Source organism: Mycobacterium sp., from assembly GCF_025965855.1.
GTDB lineage: Bacteria > Actinomycetota > Actinomycetes > Mycobacteriales > Mycobacteriaceae > Mycobacterium.
Genome location: NZ_JAOPWB010000297.1, coordinates 19,512 through 35,725 on the forward strand (window position 1 = coordinate 19,512; position 16,214 = coordinate 35,725).

Below are 16,214 nucleotides of genomic sequence, written 5' to 3' on the forward strand. Positions count from 1 at the left end.
GCCGAGTGACGCGGGGAGGTTTGCGTATCCGGGGCATCCTGCGCGGCCGAACGGGGTACCCGGCGTATATGACCGAAACCGATCACAGGCCCGCCGACGTACGTGAACAGGCGCAGCAACACGCCGACCAGGCGCGGGCGTCCATGCAAGACAAGCGAGACAAGCAGGACGGCGGGCTCAGCGGCTGGGTGGCCAACCGCGCCGGTGAGTGGGACCTCAGTGGCCAGGATGAAACCACGCTGCAGCGTCAGAAGTTTTTTTGGAATGTGCTGGTGGACTACTGGTTCCGCATGGAGATCGACGGCTGGGAGAACATCCCCGAGCCGCCGGCTCTGCTGGTGGGAATCCACTCGGGCGCCCCGTTCGTCTGGGACGCGTGGACCGTCGGCCTGCAATGGTGGCGACGCTTCGGCCAGGATCGCCCGCTGCACGGCACGGCGCACGACGCGTTGATGGCCATCCCGATCGTCGGGCGGTACTTCCGGTCGATGGGTGTGCTTCCGGCCGCGCCGGACGCGATCGCCACGGCGTTGGCGGAGGGGCGCGACGTGGCGCTGTGGCCGGGCGGGGAAGTGGACTCGCTGCGCCCGTGGAGCGAACGCGATCGCGCCAACCTGGCGGGTCGAAAGGGGTTCGTGAAAATGGCGATTCGCGCGGGGGTGCCGATCGTGCCGATCGCGACGGTCGGCGGCGCCGACGCGATGCCGGTGCTGATCCGCGGCGACCGCCTGTCCAAGGTGCTGAAACTCGACCGCCTGCTGCGGCTCAAAGTCTTCCCGGTGGCGGTTTCCTTGCCGTGGGGGATCGCCCCGGCGGCGCTGCCTCAGCTGCCGCTCCCGGCCAAGATCCGGACCCGCTTCATGCCGGCCGTCGAGCTCGACCACGATCCCGCACGCGCCGAGGACGACGACTACGTCGAGCGCAAATACCACGAGGTGCAAGGCGCCATCCAGGAAGGTATGGACGCGCTGGCGCGCAAGCGCGCATTACCGCTATTTGCCTGATCAATTTGCGAAAGGCGGGGCACGGCAAGGCCTTTCGGGCCGGGCCGCAATACGGCTAGTGCGCGATGGGATCCGTGGCGGGCCGTGCCGTCGACGTCCAGACCGGGGTCAGCGTCGAACCGCTGAGAATCCATTCCGGTTGCGGCGGCGTCGCCGCCATATAACCGACACCGCGGACGGTGTCGATCATCGATTCGTGTTTCGTTCCGAGCTTGGCACGCAGCCGCCGCACGTGAACGTCGACCGTGCGGACCCGACCGTTGCAGCCATAACCCCACACCTCGTGCATCAGCCGGGTGCGGGTGAAGGCCCGGCCGGCATGCTGCACAAGGAAATTCACCAACTTGAACTCGGTGAGCGTCAGGCCCAGGTCTTCGCCGTTCAGCGATCCCGTGAAGCTGGCGGGGTGCAACACCAGGTCGCCGAATTTCAAGCTGCCGTCCATCGCGCTGCGCCGGCGCGAGATCGCAAGTCGCAGCCGCGCCTGAAGCTCGTCGGCCCCGGCGGCGGGCAGCAGCACGTCGTCGAAGTGCCAGTCCACGTCCACCGCCACGAAGTCCGCCGGTGCCACCAGGGCCACCACCGCGATGGACGGTGCGTCGGCCGTCAGTCGCCGGCAGACATCCCTGGCCGCGTCGAGGTCGCTGCGTGCGTCGATGATCGCCACATCGGCACTCCCGTGATGCCCATCGATATGGCGGGTAAGGGGGGCGCGTCGCACCGTTTGCGTGAACGACTTCAGGGTGGGCAAGGCCGATTCGAAATCGTCTGCATCGGTGAGCAGTAAAACTTCCAAAGACATCTCCAAACTCGTGAGTTTGTCGTCGCCCCCCACCCGTAGGCACCTCACGGTGAGATGTCTGCCAGCGCAGCGCTGAGTACCCGATTCAGAGCAAAACTATGCAAAGTTTATTGCCCGCCAGCGCGGGATCAATACTCCGGGCCCGGAAAGTCGACAGGTCCGGTCCGTGAAAACGGACCGGACCCATCTCAGCGACAAGCTACTGGTTGGCCTTTTGGCGCTCCTCGGCCGCCTTGGCGCCGCCGCGAGCGGCCTCCGCTTGCGCTTCCTTCTTCGCCGCGTCGCGCTGAGCTTCCGCCTTGTCCTGCTGGGCCTCGCCCTCGCGCGTGAGGTCGTCACGACCGGTCACCGCGCCGACTGCTTCCTTGGCCTTGCCCTTGACGTCCTCGACGACGCCCTTAACGGCTTCGGCAGGTCCCGATTTGTTGTCCGCCATGGATTTGTTCCTCCTCATTGGCGTACGTGATTGAGCGATTCCCGCTCAACGCCGATCGCCCACGCGATCGGCCCCATCACGCGGGAGGCATGGTCCTTATTCTCAAGACCGTGGGTTCGCCCCCCGCGTTAGGTGCGGATTCCCCGCCCGGCCACCCGCTCAAACATCCGGCGCCGGAAGGAAAGCCGTGTCGGTGCGATAGCGGGGTCCACCTTTGGCCGATGTGGCGGCGGATCCACCCAAATCGCCGACTGCGCAGATAATGCACCCCGCCGGGCCAACATTGTGCTGCGATGAGGCAGGATGTGAAATGCCGTTCCGGATGAGTTCGCCCGGGATGGCACTCTCATGCGAGGAGTCTGATGACGGAGCCGACGAAAAGCGCCAACGGCGTACCGACATCTTCACCGGAGAATGGAGATTCCGGGCAGCCGGAGAGCCGATCCAAGTATTCAAGAGTGTTGCTCAAGCTCGGTGGCGAAATGTTCGGCGGCGGCCAGGTTGGCCTGGATCCCGACGTGGTGGCGCAGGTCGCGCGCCAGATCGCCGAGGTGGTCCGCGGCGGTGTCCAGGTCGCGGTGGTGATCGGCGGCGGCAACTTCTTCCGTGGCGCACAGCTTCAGCAGCGGGGCATGGAGCGCACGCGTTCGGACTACATGGGCATGCTCGGCACCGTCATGAACAGCCTCGCCCTGCAGGACTTCCTGGAAAAGGAAGGCATCGTTACGCGGGTCCAGACCGCGATCACCATGGGTCAGGTCGCCGAGCCCTACCTGCCGTTGCGCGCCGTCCGCCACTTGGAGAAGGGCCGGGTGGTGATCTTCGGGGCCGGCATGGGCCTGCCCTACTTCTCCACGGACACGACGGCCGCGCAGCGGGCGCTGGAGATCGGTGCCGAGGTGGTCTTGATGGCCAAGGCGGTCGACGGCGTGTTTTCCGCCGATCCGCGGCACAACCCCGAGGCCGAGCTGATCACCGCGATCAGCCATCGCGAGGTCATCGACCGCGGGCTGCGAGTGGCCGATGCCACCGCGTTCAGCCTGTGCATGGACAATGGCATGCCGATCCTGGTGTTCAACCTGCTGACCAATGGGAATATCGCTCGTGCGGTCGCTGGTGAGAAGATCGGAACGCTGGTCACCACCTGAGGGGAAGACGCGGAAATGATCTGCGCTGGCGACGATGCACAACGCAGTGATGAGAAGGAGCGGCGCAAATGATTGATGAGGCTCTCTTCGACGCGGAAGAGAAAATGGAGAAGGCCGTATCCGTAGCCCGCGACGACTTGTCAACCATCCGAACCGGCCGCGCCAACCCCGGCATGTTCTCCCGGATCGTGATCGACTACTACGGCACCAACACGCCGATCACGCAGCTGGCCAGCATCAACGTCCCCGAGGCGCGGCTCGTCGTCATCAAGCCCTACGAGACCAACCAGCTGCACGCCATCGAGACGGCGATCCGCAACTCCGACCTGGGTGTGAACCCCACCAACGACGGCACCCTGATCCGGGTGGCGGTGCCGCAGCTCACCGAGGAGCGCCGGCGGGAGCTGGTCAAGCAGGCCAAGCACAAGGGGGAAGAGGCCCGCGTATCGGTGCGCAACATCCGCCGCAAGGCGATGGAGGAACTGCACCGAATCCGCAAGGACGGCGAAGCCGGCGAGGACGACGTCGGCCGGGCGGAAAAGGACTTGGACAAGACCACCCATCAGTACGTCACCCAGATCGATGAGTTGGTCAAGCACAAAGAAGGGGAGCTGCTGGAGGTCTAGCGGCCGCTCAGCAATCATGTCCGTGGCAACCACCGGCGCAGGCGACCCGCCCGACGAGCCCGCGCGTCCGCACGAGAACGCGGTGCAACAGCCGGCGAACAAGACGTCGCGGGCGGGACGCGACCTGCGCGCCGCGATCGCGGTGGGGGTGGGGATCGGCAGCGTCCTCGTCGCGACCCTGATCTTCGCCCCCCGCTACTGGGTGCTCCTCTGCTCGGGGGCCATTCTGGTCGCCACCCACGAGGTGGTGCGCCGGCTGCGCGAAGCCGGCTACGTCGTACCGGTGATCCCGCTGCTGGTAGGCGGGCAGGTCACCGTCTGGCTGACCTGGCCGTTCCATGCCGCCGGCGCGTTGGCCGGCTTCGGGGCGACCGTCGTGGTCTGTATCATGTGGCGGCTGTTCATGCAGGACAACAGCCATCGGCCCGAGCCGTTCGCCGGTTCACCGTCGGCGAACTACCTGCGCGACGCGTCCGCCACCGTCTTCCTGGCCGCCTGGGTCCCGCTGTTCGCCTCCTTCGCCGCGTTGCTGGTGTACCCGAAGGATGGCGCCGGGCGGGTGTTCTGCCTGATGATCACGGTCATCGCGTCCGACGTGGGTGGCTACGCCGTCGGCGTGCTGCTGGGTAAGCACCCGATGGTCCCGGCGATCAGCCCGAAGAAGTCCTGGGAGGGATTCGCCGGATCGCTGGTCTGCGGCATCACCGCCGCGATCCTGACCGCGACCTTCCTGGCCGGCAAGCCGCCATGGATCGGTGCGCTCCTCGGTGTCGTCCTGGTGCTGACCTGCACGCTGGGCGACTTGGTGGAGTCCCAGATCAAGCGCGACCTCGGCATCAAGGACATGGGCCGACTGCTGCCCGGCCACGGCGGTCTGATGGATCGGCTCGACGGCGTGCTCCCGTCGGCGGTCGCGGCCTGGATCGTGCTCACCTTGGTTCGCTAGGCGTGACCGATACTGGACACATCATGGTCCAACAGTTGGTGTTCACCGAGCCGCGCCCCAGCAGGCCGCCGCGGCACCTCGCCGACCTCGACGCGGCGGGCCGCGCGTCGGCCGTCACGGAGCTGGGCCTGCCGGCCTTTCGGGCCAAGCAGCTCGCGCATCAGTACTACGGCAGGCTGATCGCCGATCCGCGGGAGATGACCGACCTCCCGGCGGCCGTGCGTGACGTGATCGCCGAGGCGATGTTCCCGAACCTGCTCACGGCGGCCGCCGAAGTTACCTGTGATGCCGGTCAGACCCGAAAGACGTTGTGGCGGGCCCTCGATGGCGCCACCGTCGAGTCGGTCCTCATGCGCTACCCGGACCGCAACACGGTGTGCATTTCGTCGCAGGCCGGTTGCGGCATGGCCTGCCCGTTCTGCGCCACCGGCCAGGGCGGCCTGACCAGGAACCTGTCCACCGCCGAGATCCTCGAACAGGTGCGTGCCAGCGCGGCGGCGCTGCGCGACGACTTCGGTGACCGGCTGTCGAACGTGGTTTTCATGGGCATGGGGGAGCCGCTGGCCAACTACGCGCGGGTGCTGGCCGCGGTGCGGCGCATCACCGAGGCGCCGCCGCACGGCTTCGGCATTTCGGCCCGCTCGGTGACGGTGTCCACAGTGGGCCTGGTCCCCGCGATCCGCAAACTCGCCGACGAACGGCTCGGGGTGACGCTAGCGCTGTCGTTGCATGCGCCCGACGACGAACTGCGCGACACGCTCGTCCCGGTCAACAACCGCTGGAAGATCGGCGAGGCTCTCGACGCGGCCCGGTACTACGTGGACGTGACCGGTCGGCGGGTATCGGTCGAGTACGCGCTGATCCGCGACGTCAACGACCAGCCCTGGCGGGCCGACCTGCTGGGTAAGCGGCTGCATGGCGCGCTCGGCCCGCTGGTCCACGTGAACTTGATCCCGCTAAACCCCACCCCGGGCAGCGACTGGGATGCCAGCCCCAAGGCGGCGGAGCGGGAGTTCGTCCGGCGGGTTCGATCGAAGGGGGTCTCCTGCACGGTGCGGGACACGCGGGGGCGTGAGATCAGCGCCGCATGTGGACAGCTGGCCGCCGAAGGCGGTTAGCTGGAGCGCAGGCGAATCAGGCCCCGCCTGTGGACAGCTGGCCGCCGACGGCTGAGCCCGCGATGAACCCCGAGGGCGCCCACCACGTCTGTAGGGCATAACACCAGCAAACGAGGTGATGCCATGTTTATTCGGCTTGTGACTCCGCTCAAGTTGTTGGCCGCGGCCCTTTTCGCCGCCGCCCTGATATTCGGGCTCGCCGACGCGCCGCGCTCCGCGGCCGCCGACGACCGCCTGCAATTCACCGCGACCACGCTCAGCGGTGCGCCGTTCAACGGCGCCAGCCTGCAGGGCAAACCTGCGGTGCTGTGGTTCTGGACGCCGTGGTGTCCGTTCTGCAACGCCGAGGCTCCCGGCGTCAGTCAGGTGGCCGCCGCCAACCCGGGCGTCACCTTCGTCGGCGTCGCGGCGCACTCGGATGTGGGGGCGATGCAGAACTTCGTCTCCAAGTACAACCTGAATTTCACCACCCTCAACGACGCCAACGGCTCGATCTGGGCCCGCTACAACGTCCCCTGGCAACCGGCCTACGTGTTCTACCGGGCGGATGGCAGCTCGACGTTCGTCAACAACCCCACCGCGGCCATGCCCCAGGACGAGCTGGCCGGCCGGGTGGCGGCGCTGCGCTAACGCCGTGGATCGCGGTCTGGTCGGTCTGGCCTTCGCTGCCGGCTTGGTTGCGGCCCTGAACCCGTGTGGGTTTGCCATGCTGCCCGCGTACCTACTCCTCGTGGTGCGCGGGCAGCAGCCCGGCGAACGGCGGGGCCTGGCCCCGCTCGGCCGCGCAATCGCGGCCACCGTCGGGATGGCGCTCGGCTTCTTGACGGTGTTCGGCTTGTTCGGCGCGCTGACCATATCGGCGGCCTCGACCGTGCAGCGGTACCTGCCGTACGGAACCGTGGTCATCGGCGTTGTGCTTGTCGCGCTTGGGGTTTGGCTGCTGTCGGGCCGGGAGTTGACGGCGCTGGCGCCCCGGCAGCTGGGCCCGAGATGGGCCCCGACCGTGCGGCTGGGGTCCATGTACTCCTATGGCGTCAGCTACGCGATCGCGTCGCTGTCCTGCACGATCGGGCCGTTCCTGGCGGTCACCGCCGCCGGCTTCCGGGGCGGATCGGTCGTCACCGGCGTCTCGGTCTACCTCGCCTATGTCGCGGGCCTGACGTTGGTGGTGGGCGTCCTCGCCATCGCCGCGGCGACGGCGAGCTCGGCGCTGGCCGACCGGCTGCGGCGCCTCCTGCCGTTCGTCAGCCGGATCGGTGGGGCGCTGCTGGTGCTGGTCGGGCTGTACGTCGGCTATTACGGCGTCTACGAGCTGCGCCTCTTCGGTGACATCAGTGCCAACGCGAACCCCCAGGACGCGGTGATCACGTGGGCCGGCCGCCTGCAGGGCGCGCTGGCCGGCTGGGTGCACCAGCACGGCGTCTTGCCCTGGGCGGTGGCCCTGTGCGTGCTGGTGGCCGGCGCGTTCGCCGCCGCCTGGCGGTGGCGGGTGCGGCACTAGCACCATCACGACACTTGTATCGACACCAATGCGGGTCGTCAGCAATGAACTGGAGCCTTCGGACGGCCTGCGGCAGGGCGAAGAAAAGTTTGCGCTAACGGTGCGCAGCGGCTCCGGTGACGTGAGCATCCGCCGGACGACGCCGGCGGACGGAGCGGTGAGCGCTACCTGATCCAGCCGCGGCGGCGGCCCCAGAGGTCGCGCACCAGCACAACGAGCGTGAGGACAGCGAACGCGATCAGGAACCAGTTCTCGATATGACCGACGTGGTTGCCGCGCAGCATCGCCAGCAGGAATATGACGATGACGAGCCCGGTGGCGTGCCAGGTCCGGATGTTGATCTTGCTCCACCCCCACGCTGCCGACGGCACCTCGGCGACGTCGACGCCGTTGAAGTGCTCCACTTCGGTACTGGCCACGGGCGAATCCTTCCTGATCGGCTTCTGCAAGGAGTGCAAGGAGTGCAAGGAAATTGTGGCACACCCGCTGCGAGACCGACGGGGCACAATAAGTGGGTGACCAACGCGACCGCCGACGGCCGACTGCGTGTGCTGGTGCTGGGCAGCACCGGCTCGATCGGCACGCAGGCGCTGGAGGTCATCGCGGCCAATCCGGACCGTTTCGAGGTGGTCGGGCTCGCGGCCGGCGGCGCCAACCTGGACACCGTGGCACGGCAGCGCGCCGAGACCGGGGTCACCAACATCGCCATCGCCGACGATCGCGCCGCGGAGAAAGTCGGCGACGTCCCCTTCCGCGGGCCCGAGGCGGTCACCCGGCTGGTCCAGGAGACCGAGGCCGACGTCGTCCTCAACGCGCTGGTCGGAGCGTTGGGCCTGCGACCCACGCTGGCCGCGCTGGCCTCCGGGGCCCGGCTGGCGCTGGCCAACAAGGAATCGCTGGTCGCCGGGGGGCCGCTGGTGTTGCAGGCGGCGCGGCCGGGGCAGATCGTGCCCGTCGACTCCGAGCACTCCGCGCTGGCGCAGTGCCTGCGCGGCGGCGCCCCCGACGAGGTCGCCAAGCTGGTGCTGACCGCCTCGGGCGGGCCGTTTCGCGGCTGGGCCGCCGCCGACCTCGAGGGCGTCACCCCCGAACAGGCGGGCGCCCACCCGACGTGGTCGATGGGCCCGATGAACACGCTGAACTCGGCGTCGCTGGTCAACAAGGGGCTCGAGCTCATCGAAACGCACCTGCTGTTCGGCGTCCCCTACGACCGCATCGAGGTCGTCGTACACCCCCAGTCGATTGTTCATTCGATGGTCACCTTCATCGACGGCTCGACGATCGCCCAGGCCAGCCCGCCGGACATGAAGCTGCCCATTTCGCTGGCCCTGGGCTGGCCCCAGCGGGTCAGCGGCGCTGCTCCCGCCTGCGATTTCACCACCGCCTCTAGCTGGGAATTCGAGCCGTTGGACGGCGACGTTTTCCCCGCCGTCGAGCTGGCCCGGCATGCCGGCCAGACCGGTGGCTGCATGACCGCGGTGTACAACGCCGCCAATGAGGAAGCAGCGGAGGCGTTCCTTCAAGGCCGGATAAAGTTCCCCGCCATCGTCAAAACCATCGCCGACGTGCTGCACGCCGCCGACCAATGGACCGTTTCACCCGCTAACGTGGATGAGGTACTCGACGCGCAGCGCTGGGCAAGGGAGCGGGCACAGCGCGCGGTCGCACACCAACGCCCCGCCGGGGTCTCAGTTAAAGCCTCCGGAATGGTTTGAGAAAGGTCCTGGCAGCCAAGATGATGTTCGCAATCGGCATTGTGCTGTTCGCGCTCGCCATCCTGATCTCGGTGGCCCTGCACGAGTGCGGCCACATGTGGGTCGCCCGCGCCACCGGCATGAAGGTGCGTCGCTATTTCGTCGGCTTCGGGCCGACGCTGTGGTCGACCCGGCGGGGTGAGATCGAATACGGCGTCAAAGCCATTCCGCTGGGCGGCTTCTGCGACATCGCCGGGATGACCCCGGTCGAGGACCTGGAGCCCGACGAGACCGACCGCGCGATGTACAAGCAGGCGACCTGGAAGCGGGTCGCGACGCTGTTCGCGGGCCCGGGCATGAACTTCGTCATCTGCCTGGTGCTCATCTACGGCATCGCCCTGGTCTGGGGGTTGCCCAACCTGCACCCGCCCACCAAAGCCGTCGTCGGCGAAACCGCTTGCGTCGCACCGGAAGTGGCCCCGGGAAAGCTCGGCAACTGCAGCGGGGCCGGTCCGGCGGCGCTCGCCGGGATCCGCCCCGGCGACGTCGTGGTCAAGGTCGGAGACACCCCGGTGTCCAGCTTCGAAGACATGGCCGCCGCGGTGCGCAAGCTGCACGGCACCGTTCCGGTGGTCGTCGAGCGTGACGGCGCCACGATCACCACCTACGTCGACGTCACCCCGACCCAGCGCTACGTGACCAAGGGCGCCAAAGGCCAGCCCGAGCCCGCCACGGTCGGTGCCATCGGCGTCGGCGCCGTCCGGGCCGCGCCCACGCATTACGGCGTCCTCTCGGCGATACCGGCTACCTTCGCCTTCGCCGGCGACCTGACCGTCGAGGTGGGCAAGGCGCTGGTGACGATCCCGACTAAGGTCGGTGCGCTCGTGCACGCCATCGGCGGCGGGCAGCGCGACCCGCAGACCCCGATGAGCGTGGTCGGGGCCAGCATCATCGGCGGCGACACCGTCGACCACGGGCTGTGGGTGGCGTTCTGGTTCTTCCTGGCCCAGCTGAACCTCATCCTGGGGGCGATCAACCTGGTGCCGCTGCTGCCCTTCGACGGCGGTCACATCGCGATCGCGGTGTTCGAGAAGATCCGCAACCTGATCCGCTCGGCCCGCGGCATGGTCGCGGCCGCGCCGGTGAACTATCTCAAGCTCATGCCCGCCACGTACGTGGTGTTGGTATTCGTGGTCGGCTACATGCTGCTGACCGTGACCGCTGACCTGGTCAACCCGATCAGGCTCTTCCAGTAAGACGAGAGAGGCGAAAAGTGTCTGTTGGCCTGGGCATGCCGAATGCTCCGGCGCCCACGCTGGCCCCCCGGCGCACCACGCGGCAACTGATGGTCCGCAACGTCGGTGTCGGCAGCGACCATCCGATTTCGGTGCAGTCGATGTGCACCACCAAAACGCACGACGTCAACACGACGCTGCAACAGATCGCCGAACTGACCGCCGCCGGCTGCGACATCGTCCGGGTCGCCTGCCCGCGCCAGGAGGACGCCGACGCGCTGGCCGAGATCGCGCGGCACAGCCAGATCCCGGTGATCGCCGACATCCACTTCCAACCGAAGTACATCTTCGCCGCCATCGACGCCGGATGCGCCGCGGTGCGGGTAAACCCGGGCAACATCAAGGAATTCGACGGCCGGGTCGGCGAGGTCGCCAAGGCCGCGGGCGCGGCCGGCATCCCGATCCGCATCGGCGTCAACGCCGGCTCGCTGGACAAGCGGTTCATGGAGAAGTACGGCAAGGCCACCCCCGAGGCGCTGGTCGAGTCCGCGCTGTGGGAGGCCTCGCTGTTCGAGGAGCACGGCTTCGGCGACATCAAGATCAGCGTCAAGCACAACGATCCCGTCGTGATGGTCGCCGCCTACGAGCAGCTGGCCGCCCAATGCGACTACCCGCTGCACCTCGGCGTCACCGAGGCCGGGCCCGCCTTCCAGGGCACCATCAAGTCAGCGGTCGCCTTCGGGGCACTGCTGTCGCGGGGCATCGGCGACACCATCCGGGTGTCCTTGTCGGCGCCGCCGGTCGAGGAAGTCAAGGTCGGCAGTCAGATCCTCGAATCGCTGAACCTGCGGCCGCGCGGGCTGGAGATCGTGTCCTGCCCGTCCTGCGGGCGCGCGCAGGTCGACGTCTACAAGCTGGCCAACGAGGTCACCGCCGGCCTGGACGGGCTCGATGTGCCACTGCGGGTGGCCGTGATGGGCTGTGTCGTCAACGGGCCGGGGGAGGCGCGCGAGGCCGATCTCGGTGTTGCGTCGGGAAATGGCAAGGGGCAGATCTTCGTTCGGGGCGAGGTGATCAAGACCGTGCCCGAGGCCCAGATCGTCGAGACGCTGATCGAGGAGGCTCAGCGGTTGGCGGCCGCGATGGCCGGGCACGTGGAAACCGATCACGGACCGGGAACAGAAACGAGCGGTTCGCCGATTGTGACCGTAAGCTGATAGGGGCCCGCGTCCCTGCGCTGACCCTCAGTTCGCACCACAGAGAGTTCTCCAGATGTCGGCTCCGCCCATCTTTCGCCTTGTCGGCGAGCGGCGGGTATCCGTGGTGCGTGACGCCGCCGCGGTCTGGCGGGTCCTCAACGACGACCCGGTCGGCTCGTGCATGGTCGCGGCCCGCGTGGCCGACCACGGCATCGACCCCAATTCGATCGGCGGCGAACTGTGGACCCGTCGAGGCCCCGAGGAGTCGCTGTGCTTCGCCGGCGCCAACCTCATCCCGCTGCGCGGCGCACCGGCCGACCTGAACGCCTTCGCCGACGAGGCGATGAGCGGGACGCGGCGCTGTTCCTCGCTGGTCGGCAGGGCCGACCTGGTGATGCCGATGTGGGAGCGGCTCGAGTCGGCCTGGGGTCCGGCGCGCGACGTGCGTGACCACCAGCCGCTGATGGCCCTGACCCGCCACCCGAACTGCGATATCGACCCCGGGGTGCGTCAGGTGCGGCCGGACGAGCTGGACGCCTACCTGGTGGCCGCGGTCGACATGTTCATCGGCGAAGTGGGCGTCGACCCGCGGCTCGGCGACGGCGGTCGCGGCTACCGCCGACGGGTGGCCAGCCTGATCGCGGCGGGCCGGGCCTGGGCCCGCTTCGAGCACGGTCAGGTGGTCTTCAAGGCCGAAGTCGGGTCGCAGTCGCCCGGCGTCAGCCAGATCCAAGGGGTTTGGGTGCACCCGGAGTGGCGCGGCCAGGGCCTGGGGACGGGCGGCACCGCGACGGTGGCCGCCGTGATCGTGGGCAGCGGGCGGATCGCCAGCCTGTACGTGAACAGCTTCAACACGGTCGCCCGCGCCGCGTACGACCGAGTCGGCTTCGCCGAAGTGGGCACCTTCGCGACGGTCCTGCTGGACTAGCCTCTTCGAATCCGCGGGGAATTGCGGCGGTGATTTCGGGCCGCTTTTTTCGCAATGGCGTTTACGTACGCGTGCATAACGGTCGGATCTCGGTGTGTCGGCGCCGGTGTGGGGGCCGCACTTCTTAACATCAGCACCGATGGTCACAAAAACAACAGCAGCCTCAGTCGGCTCCAGCCTGCTGCTCGTCGCGGTGATCGGCCTGTCCGGATGCACCCCGCGGCCCGACGGCCCCGGCCCGGCCGCCGAGAAGTACTTCGGCGCATTGGCGATCGGCGACACCGCGACGGCCGCCCAGCTCAGCGACAACCCCAACGAAGCCCGCGAAGCGCTCAACGCCGCCTGGGCCGGCTTGCAGGCCACCCACCTGGATGCGCAGGTCCTCACCTCCAAGTACGCCGAGGACACCGGCACGGTCGACTATCGCTTCACGTGGCACCTGCCCAAGAACCGGACCTGGAGCTATGACGGTCAGCTGAAGATGGCCCGCGACGAGGGGCGCTGGGAGGTTCGGTGGGCCACGACCGGGCTGCATCCCAAACTGGGCGAGCATCAGACGTTCGCGTTGCGGGCCGATCAGCCGCGGCGGGCGTCGGTGAACGAACTCGGCGGCAGCGATGTGCTGGCGCCGGGCTACGTGTATCACTACACGCTGGACGCCACCCAGGCCGGGCCCGGGCTGATCGGGACAACCCACGCCATCGTCGACCTGTTGCGGCCGTTCAACGACACGCTCACCGACCCGCAACTGCTCGCCGAGCAAGCCAGCTCGGCGTCCCACCCGGTGGACCTGGGTGTCACGCTGCCCCCCGACGTCAACGACAAGGTCTTCCCGGCGATCGGCCGGCTGCCCGGCATCGTGGTCACGCCGCAGGCCGAGATGCTGGCAACGGACCCGCATTTCGCGCCGGCCGTCGTCGGCGAGGTGAAGAAGGCCGTGATGGACCAGCTCGACGGCCAGGCGGGCTGGCGGGTGGTCAGCGTCAACCAGAACGGCGTCGACGTCGCTGTACTGCACGAGGTCGAAGGGTCGCCGGCACCGTCGGTGTCGATCACCCTGGACCGCACGGTGCAGAACGCCGCGCAGCACGCGGTGGACACCCGGGGCGGCAAGGCGATGATCGTCGTGATCAAACCGTCGACGGGGGAGATCCTCGCGATCGCGCAGAACGTGGGCGCCGACGCGGACGGCCTGCCGGCCACCAACGGCCTGTTCCCGCCCGGGTCGACCTTCAAGATGGTCACCGCCGGCGCCGCGATCGACCGCGACATGGCCACGCCCAACACGATGCTGGGCTGCCCGGGCCACATCGACATCGGGCACCGCACCATCCCCAACTACGGGGGCTTCGACCTGGGCGTGGTGTCGATGTCGCGTGCGTTCGCCAGTTCGTGCAACACCACGTTCGCCGAGCTGAGCAGCAGGCTGCCGCCCCGCGGCCTGTCGCAGGCGGCCAACCGCTACGGCATCGGGCTGGATTACACGGTGGACGGCATCACCACGGTGACGGGGTCGGTGCCGCCGACCGTGGACCTGGCCGAGCGCACCGAAGACGGTTTCGGCCAGGGCAAGGTGCTGGCGAGCCCTTTCGGCATGGCACTGGTCGCGGCCACCGTCGACGCCGGCAAAACCCCGATGCCGCAGCTGATCGCGGGGCGGCCGACGACGGTCGAGGGCGACGACACGCCGATCTCCCCGAAAATGGTGGACTCCTTGCGGCCGATGATGCGGCTGGTGGTGACCAACGGGACCGCCAAGGAGATCGCCGGCTGCTGCGGCGAAATTTTCGCGAAGACCGGTGAGGCCGAGTTCCCGGGCGGATCGCACTCCTGGTTCGCCGGGTATCGCGGCGACCTGGCGTTCGCGGCGCTGATCGTCGGGGGTGGCAGCTCGGAATACGCGGTGCGGATGACCAAAGTGATGTTCGAATCGCTGCCGCGCGACTACCTGGCCTAGAGCCCGCTCCCGCCCCTTCGCGGCGGTAAGTTGCGAAGGAAGGCCCCGATTGGGCAGAGCGGCAGGAAACGGCCATGACTGAGACCGGTGGAGAAACGGTGGCTCCGACGTCACTGCGGGTCTCCGACGCCGACCGCAACGGCACGATGCGGCGGCTGCACAACGCCGTCGCGCTCGGCCTGATCGACATCGACGAGTTCGAGCAGCGTTCGTCCCAAGTGGCCTACGCGCGCACCCGCACCGAGCTGGACGGGCTCGTCGGTGACCTGCCCGGGCCGGGTGCGATCGTCACGTCCGCGGCCGACCGGGTGGAGCTGCGTGGCTGGGCCGGCTCGCTGAAGCGGCATGGCGAGTGGACCGTGCCCACCCGGCTGGCGCTGGTGCGCCGGCTTGGCTCGGTGCAGCTCGACCTCACCCGGGCCCGGTTCGCGGGGCCGGTGGTGATCATCGAACTCGACATGAGGTTCGGCTCGGTGGAGGTCCGGTTGCCCGACGGGGCCAGCGCCTCGATCGACGACGTCGAGGTCTACGTCGGCAGTGCCAGCGACCGCCGCAAAGGCGCGCCGGGCGAAGGGTCGCCGCACGTCGTGTTGACGGGCCGGGTGGTGTGCGGATCGGTGATCATCCGCGGGCCGCGCCGCTCGCTGCTGCGCCGGCCTAGGGCCTAGATTCGCCGAGCCTGAAAATCCGCAGAAGAAGTCCGAGTGGGGGCCTGCAGATTTACAGGCTCGGCGACGGCAACGCGCAGTGAGCATCGTTAAGCTGGTCGGCATGCCTGCCCGCACCGCGCTTTCCCCCGGAGTGATATCGCCGACTCTGCCGGTGCCCGGCCGCATTCCCCGCCCGGAGTACGTCGGCAAGCCGACCGCCCGGGAGGGCAGCGAGCCGTGGGTGCAGACACCCGAGGTCATCGAGAAGATGCGTGTGGCCGGCCGGATCGCGGCCGGCGCCCTGGCTGAGGCGGGCAAGGCGGTCGCGCCCGGCGTGACGACCGACGAACTCGACCGGATCGCCCACGAGTACATGGTCGACAGCGGGGCCTATCCGTCGACGCTGGACTACAAGGGATTCCCCAAGTCGTGCTGCACCTCGCTCAACGAGGTCATCTGCCACGGAATCCCCGACTCGACGGTGATCGAGGACGGTGACATCGTCAACATCGATGTCACCGCCTACATCGACGGGGTGCACGGCGACACCAACGCGACGTTTCTGGCCGGCGATGTCTCGGAGGAGCACCGGCTGCTCGTGGAGCGAACCCGCGAGGCCACGATGCGCGCGATCAACGCCGTAAAACCGGGCCGCGCGCTCTCGGTGGTCGGCCGGGTCATCGAGTCGTACGCAAACCGGTTCGGGTACAACGTGGTTCGTGACTTCACCGGCCACGGCATCGGGACCACGTTTCACAACGGGCTGGTGGTGCTGCACTACGAGCAGCCCTCCGTGGCGACGATCATCCAGCCGGGAATGACGTTCACCATCGAACCGATGATCAACCTCGGCGCGCTGGACTACGAGATCTGGGACGACGGCTGGACCGTCGCCACCAAGGACAAGAAGTGGACCGCGCAGTTCGAGCACACGCTGGTGGTCACCGACGACGGCGCCGAGATCCTGACC

General features: G+C 68.2%; 17 protein-coding genes. 14 read left to right on the plus strand and 3 right to left on the minus strand.

What is annotated here, in order from left to right; genetic code table 11:
* Positions 1–68 precede the first annotated feature (68 nt).
* Positions 69–1,004: a lysophospholipid acyltransferase family protein gene (locus JWP83_RS25490; protein ID WP_297736750.1), complete on the plus strand. Its 936-nt coding sequence runs from the start codon at positions 69–71 to the stop codon at positions 1,002–1,004.
* A gap of 55 nt (positions 1,005–1,059) precedes the next feature.
* Here the strand turns inward: JWP83_RS25490 and JWP83_RS25495 are convergent, their stop codons facing one another.
* Positions 1,060–1,806, minus strand: a complete 747-nt coding sequence (locus JWP83_RS25495) for a response regulator transcription factor (protein ID WP_297736790.1) — start codon at positions 1,804–1,806, stop codon at positions 1,060–1,062.
* Positions 1,807–2,005: 199 nt separating this feature from the next.
* On the minus strand, positions 2,006–2,242 hold the full coding sequence (locus tag JWP83_RS25500) for a CsbD family protein (RefSeq protein ID WP_297736753.1): 237 nt from the start codon (positions 2,240–2,242) through the stop codon (positions 2,006–2,008).
* A 362-nt stretch (positions 2,243–2,604) separates the two neighbouring features.
* Between JWP83_RS25500 and pyrH the strand changes: the two genes are divergently transcribed.
* The 6 genes from pyrH to JWP83_RS25530 all read left to right on the plus strand — a co-directional run bounded on the left by pyrH (position 2,605) and on the right by JWP83_RS25530 (position 7,581).
* Positions 2,605–3,390 carry a UMP kinase gene (gene pyrH / locus JWP83_RS25505; protein ID WP_297736756.1) on the plus strand — a complete coding sequence of 262 codons (786 nt, stop codon included), beginning with the start codon at positions 2,605–2,607 and terminating at the stop codon, positions 3,388–3,390.
* Between the two features lie 68 nt (positions 3,391–3,458).
* A complete protein-coding gene (gene frr / locus JWP83_RS25510; RefSeq protein ID WP_297736759.1) occupies positions 3,459–4,016 on the plus strand; it encodes a ribosome recycling factor in 558 nt (185 codons plus the stop codon).
* 16 nt (positions 4,017–4,032) lie between these two features.
* Positions 4,033–4,962 (plus strand): phosphatidate cytidylyltransferase, encoded by a 930-nt coding sequence (locus JWP83_RS25515; RefSeq protein WP_297736762.1) that lies wholly within the window; start codon positions 4,033–4,035, stop codon positions 4,960–4,962.
* A 23-nt stretch (positions 4,963–4,985) separates the two neighbouring features.
* Positions 4,986–6,080, plus strand: coding sequence for a 23S rRNA (adenine(2503)-C(2))-methyltransferase RlmN (gene rlmN, locus JWP83_RS25520; RefSeq protein ID WP_297736793.1), 1,095 nt, complete (start codon positions 4,986–4,988; stop codon positions 6,078–6,080).
* A gap of 123 nt (positions 6,081–6,203) precedes the next feature.
* On the plus strand, positions 6,204–6,710 hold the full coding sequence (locus JWP83_RS25525) for a protein disulfide oxidoreductase (RefSeq protein ID WP_297736765.1): 507 nt from the start codon (positions 6,204–6,206) through the stop codon (positions 6,708–6,710).
* A 4-nt stretch (positions 6,711–6,714) separates the two neighbouring features.
* The gene (locus JWP83_RS25530) at positions 6,715–7,581 is read left to right on the plus strand and encodes a cytochrome c biogenesis CcdA family protein (protein ID WP_297736768.1); all 867 of its coding nucleotides are present in this window, start codon (positions 6,715–6,717) and stop codon (positions 7,579–7,581) included.
* 164 nt (positions 7,582–7,745) lie between these two features.
* Here the strand turns inward: JWP83_RS25530 and JWP83_RS25535 are convergent, their stop codons facing one another.
* The gene (locus JWP83_RS25535; RefSeq protein ID WP_297736771.1) at positions 7,746–8,000 is read right to left on the minus strand and encodes a DUF2631 domain-containing protein; all 255 of its coding nucleotides are present in this window, start codon (positions 7,998–8,000) and stop codon (positions 7,746–7,748) included.
* 96 nt (positions 8,001–8,096) lie between these two features.
* Between JWP83_RS25535 and dxr the strand changes: the two genes are divergently transcribed.
* From dxr to map, 7 genes are all read left to right on the plus strand, one after another.
* Complete coding sequence (gene dxr, locus JWP83_RS25540; RefSeq protein ID WP_297736774.1) at positions 8,097–9,296, plus strand: 1-deoxy-D-xylulose-5-phosphate reductoisomerase; 1,200 nt, start codon at positions 8,097–8,099, stop codon at positions 9,294–9,296.
* A 20-nt stretch (positions 9,297–9,316) separates the two neighbouring features.
* A complete protein-coding gene (locus JWP83_RS25545) occupies positions 9,317–10,531 on the plus strand; it encodes an RIP metalloprotease (RefSeq protein WP_297736776.1) in 1,215 nt (404 codons plus the stop codon).
* 17 nt (positions 10,532–10,548) lie between these two features.
* A complete protein-coding gene (gene ispG, locus JWP83_RS25550; protein WP_297736779.1) occupies positions 10,549–11,727 on the plus strand; it encodes a flavodoxin-dependent (E)-4-hydroxy-3-methylbut-2-enyl-diphosphate synthase in 1,179 nt (392 codons plus the stop codon).
* A gap of 55 nt (positions 11,728–11,782) precedes the next feature.
* Entirely contained in the window at positions 11,783–12,637 is an 855-nt protein-coding gene (locus tag JWP83_RS25555; protein WP_297736782.1) for a GNAT family N-acetyltransferase, read from the plus strand.
* Positions 12,638–12,776: 139 nt separating this feature from the next.
* Entirely contained in the window at positions 12,777–14,594 is a 1,818-nt protein-coding gene (locus JWP83_RS25560) for a penicillin-binding transpeptidase domain-containing protein (RefSeq protein WP_297736785.1), read from the plus strand.
* A gap of 74 nt (positions 14,595–14,668) precedes the next feature.
* A complete protein-coding gene (locus tag JWP83_RS25565) occupies positions 14,669–15,262 on the plus strand; it encodes a DUF1707 domain-containing protein (protein WP_297736788.1) in 594 nt (197 codons plus the stop codon).
* A gap of 103 nt (positions 15,263–15,365) precedes the next feature.
* On the plus strand, positions 15,366–16,214 hold an 849-nt coding region (gene map, locus JWP83_RS25570; protein WP_297736796.1), incomplete at its 3' end, for a type I methionyl aminopeptidase.

Coding starts and splice junctions, on each gene's coding strand:
- JWP83_RS25490 (WP_297736750.1), top strand. CDS start 69: ATGACCGAAACCGATCACAGGCCCGCCGACGTACGTGAACAGGCGCAG.
- JWP83_RS25495 (WP_297736790.1), bottom strand. CDS start 1,806: ATGTCTTTGGAAGTTTTACTGCTCACCGATGCAGACGATTTCGAATCG.
- JWP83_RS25500 (WP_297736753.1), bottom strand. CDS start 2,242: ATGGCGGACAACAAATCGGGACCTGCCGAAGCCGTTAAGGGCGTCGTC.
- pyrH (WP_297736756.1), top strand. CDS start 2,605: ATGACGGAGCCGACGAAAAGCGCCAACGGCGTACCGACATCTTCACCG.
- frr (WP_297736759.1), top strand. CDS start 3,459: ATGATTGATGAGGCTCTCTTCGACGCGGAAGAGAAAATGGAGAAGGCC.
- JWP83_RS25515 (WP_297736762.1), top strand. CDS start 4,033: ATGTCCGTGGCAACCACCGGCGCAGGCGACCCGCCCGACGAGCCCGCG.
- rlmN (WP_297736793.1), top strand. CDS start 4,986: ATGGTCCAACAGTTGGTGTTCACCGAGCCGCGCCCCAGCAGGCCGCCG.
- JWP83_RS25525 (WP_297736765.1), top strand. CDS start 6,204: ATGTTTATTCGGCTTGTGACTCCGCTCAAGTTGTTGGCCGCGGCCCTT.
- JWP83_RS25545 (WP_297736776.1), top strand. CDS start 9,317: ATGATGTTCGCAATCGGCATTGTGCTGTTCGCGCTCGCCATCCTGATC.
- JWP83_RS25555 (WP_297736782.1), top strand. CDS start 11,783: ATGTCGGCTCCGCCCATCTTTCGCCTTGTCGGCGAGCGGCGGGTATCC.
- JWP83_RS25560 (WP_297736785.1), top strand. CDS start 12,777: ATGGTCACAAAAACAACAGCAGCCTCAGTCGGCTCCAGCCTGCTGCTC.
- JWP83_RS25565 (WP_297736788.1), top strand. CDS start 14,669: ATGACTGAGACCGGTGGAGAAACGGTGGCTCCGACGTCACTGCGGGTC.